The following is an 8832-nucleotide window of genomic DNA, read 5'->3' as shown; positions in this document are numbered from 1 at the left end:
AGCTTGAAACGTCCAACGATTTAATGTGGATCGTGCTGTCGGCAACTTCCCGGCTGGTCCGAGATCGCCCCGGTCGCCAGGAACCTCGCGAGCTCAAACGCCGAAATCAATCAAAATATCCCAAGCTAAAAAAGCCTCGACCCAGCCGAGCCAAGCGGATCGCGGTCGAGCCCGTGAAACCACCAGAAAAGCCCTAAGTCCACGCCATTCGAGCTCGGCTCCGTTTCTCCCGGCAGTGCCAGGCTAACATTGATAATCACCTCCGACAAATCAATCATTGGATACTGGAGCCATGCCTTGAAAACCTCGGACGCACGCTTCCGGCGGATGAGCCATACTTCTGGATATTGAGCAGCTCGTTGCCTCGTTCAATACGACATTGATTGCTCCCACGTTCCTTAATCGTTTCCTCACTGCCCCGGCGTTCATCATGGTTCATTCTCGATCGATACTCGTATACTTCGTACTACTGGTCTGCTCCTCGTTGGCAGTTCCCGTTCGCGCTGAACGACCCAACGTTCTGCTGATCGCGATTGACGATTTGAACAACTGGGTTGGCTGTCTCGATGGACACCCACAGGCTCGTTCACCGAACATCGATCGGCTGGCTCAACGCGGAACGCTATTCACCAACGCTCATTGCCAGGCACCGATATGTAATCCGTCGCGAACCAGCATCATGTATGGAATGCGGCCATCGACAAGCGGTGTGTACATGAATGCGCCAAGGCCCTGGACGGTGGCATCCATGAATGACCGCGTCACGCTACCACGTCACTTCGCGGCGAGCGGTTACCAAACTTACACGGCGGGCAAGATTTATCACGGTTCGGGATTGCCTCCCGGGGACTTCGACGAGGTCGGTCCGCGGCCTGGGCAGCGACAGAAGTTGGATGAGCGCCTGGTCCCCGAAACGCGGGATGGTGCAGGCGGCCTGTGGGATTTTGGAGGCCAGTCTTACGACGAAGAATTGTTTCAGGATTATGTCGACGCATCCTGGGCAATCGATGTGATTGGCAAGCGGGGTGAGCAACCGTTCTTCCTGGCGGTCGGCTTCTATCGGCCCCATGTTCCGTTCTATTCGCCAACTCGAGTGTTTCTTGAGATTCCCGCTGATACGATTCAATTGCCGGAGGTCAAAGACGGTGACCGCGACGACTTGCCAGGCATTGCGACCAAGCTGATGAAGGCGCCCGCGGCGCCCGATCATGCATGGTTCGTTGAAAGCGGTCGCTGGAAAGAAGCCGTGCAATCGTATCTGGCCTGCGTCCGTTGGACGGACGAGCAGGTTGGCCGTGTGCTCGATGCGCTGGCCGCCAGTCCCCATGCGGACAATACCATCGTCGTCCTCTATTCAGACCATGGCTTTTTTCTGGGTGAAAAGGAACGCTGGGCAAAGCAATCGCTTTGGGAGCAGGCCACTCGCGTTCCGTTCATCATCAGTGTGCCGGGCCTGGAGCAGGGCAGGCCGTGCCAGCGTCCGGTCGAACTGTTATCGATCTACCCTACGCTGGTCGAATTGTGTGACTTGCCAACCCAAGCGGGGCTCGAGGGCGTCAGTGTGAAGCCGTTGTTGGCCGACCCGGTTGCCGAATGGCCCAATGTGGCATTGACGACGTTTGGCAAAGACAATCACGCCGTCCGCAGTGAAACGCATCGATACATCCGATACAGCGATGGGAGTGAAGAACTCTACGATCTGCAGAGCGATCCGAACGAATGGAACAACTTGGCGGGCGACGGATCGCTGGACAGTCTGAAAGCCGAGCTAGCCGAGTTTCTCCCCGCTGCGAACGCGGAGCCCGCCAGAAGCGACAAACGCAGGAAAGGCAACAAGTAACCGCACCGGATGAAATGATGTTTGCGTTGGAATGAGCCGACGGCGTCAGCCCTATTGATTGCCCACAAGTGTCCCGAATGGAACTTTAGGAAATAGCCGCAGTGCAGCGCCAGTTGCGGAAGCGGCTCACCGGTCGTCGAGCGAGCCGATGAAGTCGGCGAGTTTTTGCGGGTCGGCTCCCTCGACGTCGCCGAGGCCACGCAGGATATCGATCGATTGGGCGCGGTGACCGGCTGTTGTTTTGGGCGAAATGGTTTGGAAGACAGCCATCGCAGCTTGGCCCTCGTTGGAGGCGGCGTCCAACCCAAAGGGTGCTAGGGCATGTGCGACGCTCAGCGGCAACTCGTCGAGGGTGTACGTGTATTCCCGTTTGTTGCGGTACAGCGTGATCTGCTCGGCACTGGATCGCTGCACCAGGAACGTCAACGAATCAGTCAGCTTGAATTCGTTGCCCGCTACTAGTTCTGACATCGCCTTCTCGATCCCCGAGCGGTAGAACATGGCGAGGTCCGCGAACTGGTAGAGGGTCTCGGCTGCTTGTTTCTGTGCGGCAGTGACCGCTTGCTTCTCCGCCGTCTCGCTAAGGGTTTTCATGCTATCCCATTCCGCGCCGGCGATCGCATCGCGTGCGGCGCTCAAAGCGGCGTCGGCTGAGGCGATCCGCTGCGGTCCGGGGGGAGTGGGCGCAGGCGGTGTCGGCGCAGCGGATGGATTTGGCATGTCGGCGGTCATCCCGCCACTGGGTGATCCGGTGTCCGTTGTTCCATCGGGCGGTGCAGGCATTTCCGGCGAGGACGTCTCGGGCGTCATCGGTGGCTCTGCATTGTTCCGCTGCGGGGCGGGCATGGACGGTTCAGCGGGGGCCGGCATCGACTCAGCTGGGGGGGCTGTCGGAGCGGGTGTCCGCGGGGCGGGTGTCCGCGGGGCGGGAGTCATGATTCCGTCGCCGCGCTCCCTCTGCGATCCGGCTTGGGGCGCAGCCATCCGAGAACTTCGCCCTGGGGCGGCCGATTTTCCTGCTCCGACTTGAAGCCCCTGATCACCTTTGACGAGCTGGATCGTGCCGCCGTTGATGAATAGATAGCCCAGTCCAGCGACGATCAGGCCCAGCATCACGACGACGATGGATCCGAAGATCAATCCTCCCGATCCGCGTCGCCGGCTCGAGCGTCGACTGTCGTCGGAGACCTGGATGCCGGTGTTTCGTCGCGGCGTCGCCGCCGCAGGTGTTGCGGGCGTGTTCGGCTGTGAGGCTTCGAGTGGCTGGGCTTCACGCGGTTGGGTGGGGGCGGTCTCCCGCGGTCCGGTGTGGGGGCCGTTCGTCGATGGGGGGCTCGAGCCGGGCAGGAGGGCGGCGAGCGGGTCTGCAGAACTCTCCTCAGCAGGGGTGTCTGCAGGCGCGGGGCTGGGATCGCTCAAAATCCCGTACTTGGCGTCGAGAGACGCTTTCTGTTCCGGGTCGCTGAGGACTTTCTGAGCAGCCTGGACCGCTTTGACAGCTTTCATCCAAACGTCTGGTTCGGTCGCTGACTTGGCCTGTTTGATCGTCTTGATCCGCCGCTCGATTGCCGCCCGAATGACCTGTTGGTCCGATTCGCCTAGCGCCAACCCAAACACCTGATAAGCATTTGGGTGGGAGGCGTCCGAGGGCAACCCTAATAGTTCGTGGATCGAAGGACCAGGCATCGTGTTGGCACTCGAAAGCGTCGATTCGAAGATGTGGAACAACCGACCCGACGTTCGAGTCTATTCGAAAGCAGGGTTCGACAGTGGGGCTGAAAGCGGATCCAAGCCCACATGGTACAGTCGCACCATGCCCGCCGCAAATTTATTTCTTGCGGTGACGAATCTTTGCTCGCATGCGTCGTTTCTTTCGTCCTACCTTGCGTCGGCCTTTGCCTGTTCTCTTAGTACCCACCTAGTTCATTCTCCTCGACGATTCTGCTGGAAATTGGAAATGGTCGCACCTGTCCCAAGGGATCCGACATCGCCCCGCCACAGAGCACTCGCTCACGATTGACGGGGTGCGGCACGCGAACGCGCGACCAATGATGCGGGGCAGCCGATAAGCTGACGTGCAGGTGCTTCCTGCGAATTGGATAACGGGGAAGTAAAGGTTTCCTCGCCATGCAGGGTCTCTTAGCCTAGCAGACCCTTGTAATCAAGCAAGGTGCAAAGCGAGTACGAATGCGTCGGGAGCCGTTTATTCGCTCGGGGCGTTCCACGGCAGGTCGATCTGTCCGGCCCGCCACTGGGACAAGAACTCGGGCAAACTGGGCAGTACATTTTTGGCCACGGCGATGTCACGGGGTGTCATCCAGTGGATTTCGGCCACTTCCTCCGGGTTGGCGACCGGGTCGACGTCACCACGGATCTCTGAAATCCACCACGCCAAACGGGTCCCCCAAGGTGTGACGCTGCGGTGGCAGAGCCGAATGGGGTCGACATCGACAGCAATTTCTTCCTGCATTTCACGGATCAGGGCCTCCTCTTCGCTCTCGCCCATTTCGATGCCTCCGCCGGGCAAGCAGAGTTTGCCGGGAGCATTGACGGTCAAAGAACGACGGATAATGAGCAGTCGATCATCGCGAAAAATCACGCCGATCACACCGCGTTTGCGGTTAAAACGCTTGGGGGTCGATGGGCGGACGCTATTTGAAATGGACATGGACACGCTTCTACCAATCCGCATCCAACGGGGCAACCCGAGTGCTTGCGGGAGAGGCAAGATGAGGAAAATCAATAAAATTCGTCAAGAAAACCTGGCTGCCAAGTCGATGCAACCAGTGGTGTTAAAGTTTGCCCAATTCACCTGACCCGGGCAACCAGCATCTCCCCCCAATCCCTCACGTTCGCAAAGTTATCGATCCATGCAACCTGCCCAATCTCCCGAGGCGTGTCGTATCCCATCCCGCCGCGACAACGGATTTGACTGGTCCAGGCAAGGAGTCTGGATTGCCCTGGCTCTCTTTCCGGTCCTCGTCTCAGGCTGTTCGCTCTACTCGGGGCCGACCATTCAAATGCCGAGCATCCCAGGAATCAGCCAGGGACCGTTGCCGAGTTCGACCGAGCAGCAGGCCAACTATGTGCCGGTGGGGACTGGGGCGAGCCTGCCATCGACGACATTCACCCAAGAGGCATACCAGAGTGTTCGCAATGCCAAGGCGAACAACTCCATCGTGTTGCAGGTCCTCGACGACAATGAGCCTATTCGGGTGCTGCCACTGCCCACCGCGGGCGATCCCAGTTGTGATACAGGTACTGCCGGCGCGGCACCACGGAGCGTCTATGTCAGCACGCTGTTGGAGCAAACCGGCGTCCTGCATAAGCTCGGCAAGGTCCAAGCGGCGTTGTACCGGCCGGCACCGAACAGTTTGGACGGGGTCCGCATGGATGTGCTATTTTCACCTCATGACGCGGAGCAAATTCGTCCGGAATCCGATTACGCGCTGCGTCCGGGCGACCGTTTAGTGGTCCGAAAAGACAACCGAATGGGCATCGACCAAATGATTGACATGGTCCTCGACCGCTAAGCAACACACGATCAATTTCTGTCGTAGTGGACGAGGCGACGAGTCCAAAGCCGCAGGACTCGACGCCTCGTCCATTACTAAAACCGACGCTTATGCATCGTGTGTTGCTAAGAGTGTGGTCGGGATCGAGACGCTCTGAGGCTATGGGTCTTGACGAACCCTACCCATCTGAGTCGTAATGATGCTGATGCGCACCGATCTCGACCGCCAACGATTGCACGATGACCTCCGCGGCTTAGTCGAAGGGGAGGTTTTGTGCGATGACGTCTCGTTGCAACTGTATGCCTCCGACGCGAGCATCTACCAAGTCAGCCCACTGTGCGTGGTCCGCCCGCGATCGGCGGCCGACATCTCAGCGACGGTGATTTACGCTCGCGACCACGGATTGACGATCCATCCTCGTGGCAGCGGCAGTGGGGTGGCCGGTGAATCGCTCGGCCCCGGTATCGTTCTGGACATGTCGTGTCATCTGCGGCGGGTGGCTCTTCAGGAGGACGCGACCCGGATCACTGTGCAGAGCGGGGCGACCTTGGCCAGCGTCAATCGTTTGCTCGCTCACGCGGGTCGTTGGTACGGCCCGGACCCGGCAACACGCGCGATCAACACGATGGGGGGTGTGATCGCGACCAACGCGTCGGGCAGCCATTTCCTGCGTAGTGGGTCGGCCCGCGACACGGTGGAGTCGGTGCGTGTGATCAACGCCCAGGGCGAATTGGTCGAGTTATCTCAACATGCTCCCGACGAATACCTCGCCCCGCCGGTGGAAGGTGACGGCGAGGACGGGCCCGCGTTTGCCAATCGCGTAGCTCGCGGGCTCGGAGAGATCCAGAAACAGTTTCAGACGGCCCTGCAATCGCATCGTTTTCGGTCGCCCGCGAGCAACGGCTACCGTCTCGACGATTTCCACACCCCCTCGGGCACGGTGGACTTGGCCAAGTTCTACGCGGGCACTCAGGGGACATTGGCGGTGATGGTCGACGCCACACTTCGCACGGAGTTGATCCCGGCCCATCGCGGCGTCGTGCTGCTGTTCTTTCGTCGACTCGACTCCGCCATGCGGGCTGCTGTGATGGCGCTCGACCATGGTCCGATCGCTTGCGATGTGATGGATCGTCGCTTGCTTCAAATTGCCAGAGAGGGTGAAAAGCGATTCGCTGACCTGGTTCCTCGGGAAGCCGAGGCGGGCATGTTGGTGGAGATTCAAGGGGAATCTCTGGGAGATCTCTATCACCGTTTAGGGATCCTTCGCAAGACTCTCGCCAGCGGTCCGGATGCGGCGTTTGCGTCTCAGGATACCGTCCAAAACGAGCAGCGGGATTTGTTTTGGGTGCTGTTTCGACGCGTGATCCAGCGGCAGTATCGGGTTCCCGGACGCGCCATGCCGCTGCCCTTTGTTGAAGACATTTTTGCGCCACCAGAACGCTTGCCCAGCATGCTCTTGGCGGTCCAGGACGTCCTCAAACGGCATCACGTCACCGCGACCGTCTTCGCGCATGCCGGCCATGGCCAGCTGCATGTTCGTCCGATGCTCGACCTCGCCAACCCCGAGGACCGCGACCAGGTCCGTCCGCTCAGCGAAGCGATTGCCGAAGTGGTGTGGAAACTGGGCGGACAGATCGGCGTCGAACACGCCGCTGGACTCAGTCGCTCGTACCTGATGCCGAGGCAGTTCGGCGAGCTGTGGCCCGCAATGGGGCAGGTCAAACGTCTCTTCGACCCACAATACCGCTTCAACGGCGGTAAACTCTTTGGGGCGGTATTGCAGAAGCCCGACGAGAATCTGCGTCCCTTCAATCACACCATCGAGATCGTGGAGTCAGGCCGCAGCGTGCTACCACTGCGGCGATCGGACGAAGTTGGCCCAACGCTCGCCCCCGAGGACACCCCCGCCCCCACCGCTATTGCCCGCGGATCAGAGGGGCGCCGTGACGGCACGTCCGTCCCCGGAACGGACACTCCTGCCGGTGCGCAGCCAAGTGAGTCCAGCCCAGCGGGTGAACCGCACCTTGTCGAGTCAGCAGCGTCGAAGTTGGTCACCTCTCTGATGCCGCACCAGCCGCCACCGCAACTCGAGGTGTTGCAGCAGTGGCCGGGCAGTGCGCCGATCACGACCACCACTCGAGCCTGCAACGGCTGCGGTCGGTGCCGTTCCCACAGTCCCGACGAACGGCAATGCCCGATGTTCCGCATCACCGCGATCGAGGAGGCTTCGCCACGGGCCAAAGCCAACCTGTTGCGGGGCGTTCTCAGTGGAGAATTGGGGGTGGATGAATTAACGGGCGAGCGTGCCAAGGCTGTCGCTGACCTCTGTTTCAATTGTCACTCGTGCCGTATCGACTGTCCCGCGTCGGTGAACATTCCCAAAATCGTTGGTGAGATCAAAGCCCAGTACGTCGCCACCAACGGGATGCCGCTATCGGATTGGTTGATCAGCCGCATCGATCTGGTGGCGGCTGTTGCCTCGCGAGTGGCGTGGTTCTCCAATTTCCTATTGCGTCGCCGCTCGATGCGTTGGCTCGGTGAGAACCTGTTCGGTTTATCGGCCGCCCGTGAAGTTCCGCCATTGGTGAGAGAGACATTCCTGCGTTACGCGATCCGCCGCCGCTGGCACAAAGCGTCGCCGCATGGAGGTTTGAAGGTAGTTTATTTTGTCGATCACTACGCCAACTATCACGACCCAGAAATCGGTCGGGCGCTGGCAGAAATTCTGCAACACAACCGGATTGGGTTCTATGTGCCCGTCGGCCAGGGGCTCAGTGGGATGGGGCGAATCACCGCGGGCGATCTGAAAGGTGCCCGGCGGGTTGCCCGGCGCAACGTCCGCGTGCTCGCCGACGCGGTACGGCAAGGCTATACCGTCTTGGCGAGCGAGCCTGCGGCCGCGTTGTGCCTGCAACATGAGTACCCCAATTTGCTCGATAGCGAGGACGCGCACCTCGTTGCTCGGCATTCTCACGAGGCGTGTCAGTACCTGTGGTCGCTGCACCAAGAAGATCGGCTCGCCCTTGAGTTCGAAACCGTCGATCATCGAATCGTCTATCATCAACCCTGTCACAGTCGGGTGCTCGACCGGGAACCGGTTGCGGCGAGCTTGATGCGTCTGATCCCCGGCATCGATGTCGATGTGGTGGGCAAGGGGTGCAGCGGGATGGCCGGCACATGGGGGCTGCATCGCAAGAATTTTCGCAACAGCCTACGGATCGGCTGGCCGATGATTTCTGCCGTTCGCAAAGCCAGCCAGTCGGCACCGGCGACCGAATGCAGCGCTTGCAAATTGCAAATGGAACACGGTGGCGATTACTCCGCGGTCCATCCATTGAAACTACTCGCTCATGCCTACGGACGGCTACCGCGGCCAGAACTCAGCCGGGGGACTTAGCGGCGAGCGGATCACCCGGTGTATCGAGTGGAAGAAGGACCAGGCTTCGAGCGATGACGTGTGCCTTGGCCGCTGTCATG

The 8832-nt window shown here is 60.1% G+C and carries 6 protein-coding genes; 4 read left to right on the top strand and 2 right to left on the bottom strand.

Translation table 11 applies throughout. From position 1 onward, the window contains the following. A partial coding sequence (locus tag CA85_RS25425; RefSeq protein WP_222435472.1) for a hypothetical protein occupies nt 1-197 on the top strand: 197 nt, incomplete at its 5' end. Between the two features lie 233 nt (nt 198-430). Then, nucleotides 431-1840, top strand: a complete 1410-nt coding sequence (locus CA85_RS17220; RefSeq protein WP_146392587.1) for a sulfatase — start codon at nt 431-433, stop codon at nt 1838-1840. Between the two features lie 126 nt (nt 1841-1966). On the opposite strand, the gene CA85_RS17215 is transcribed toward CA85_RS17220, so the two are convergent. Beyond that, the gene (locus CA85_RS17215; protein WP_246112901.1) at nt 1967-3526 is read right to left on the bottom strand and encodes a hypothetical protein; all 1560 of its coding nucleotides are present in this window, start codon (nt 3524-3526) and stop codon (nt 1967-1969) included. A gap of 517 nt (nt 3527-4043) precedes the next feature. After that, a complete protein-coding gene (locus CA85_RS17210; protein ID WP_146392585.1) occupies nt 4044-4508 on the bottom strand; it encodes an NUDIX hydrolase in 465 nt (154 codons plus the stop codon). Between the two features lie 202 nt (nt 4509-4710). On the opposite strand from CA85_RS17210, the gene CA85_RS17205 reads away from it, so the two are divergent. Both CA85_RS17205 and CA85_RS17200 read left to right on the top strand, forming a co-directional pair. Further along, on the top strand, nt 4711-5373 hold the full coding sequence (locus CA85_RS17205) for a hypothetical protein (protein ID WP_246112900.1): 663 nt from the start codon (nt 4711-4713) through the stop codon (nt 5371-5373). A gap of 187 nt (nt 5374-5560) precedes the next feature. Continuing rightward, the gene (locus tag CA85_RS17200; protein WP_146392616.1) at nt 5561-8752 is read left to right on the top strand and encodes an FAD-binding and (Fe-S)-binding domain-containing protein; all 3192 of its coding nucleotides are present in this window, start codon (nt 5561-5563) and stop codon (nt 8750-8752) included. The last annotated feature ends 80 nt before the right edge of the window (nt 8753-8832 follow it).

Origin of the sequence: Allorhodopirellula solitaria, from assembly GCF_007859855.1 — a bacterium.
GTDB lineage: Bacteria > Planctomycetota > Planctomycetia > Pirellulales > Pirellulaceae > Rhodopirellula > Rhodopirellula solitaria.
Note: the sequence above shows the minus strand (reverse complement) of the source record. Positions and strands in the feature narration are given on the sequence as shown.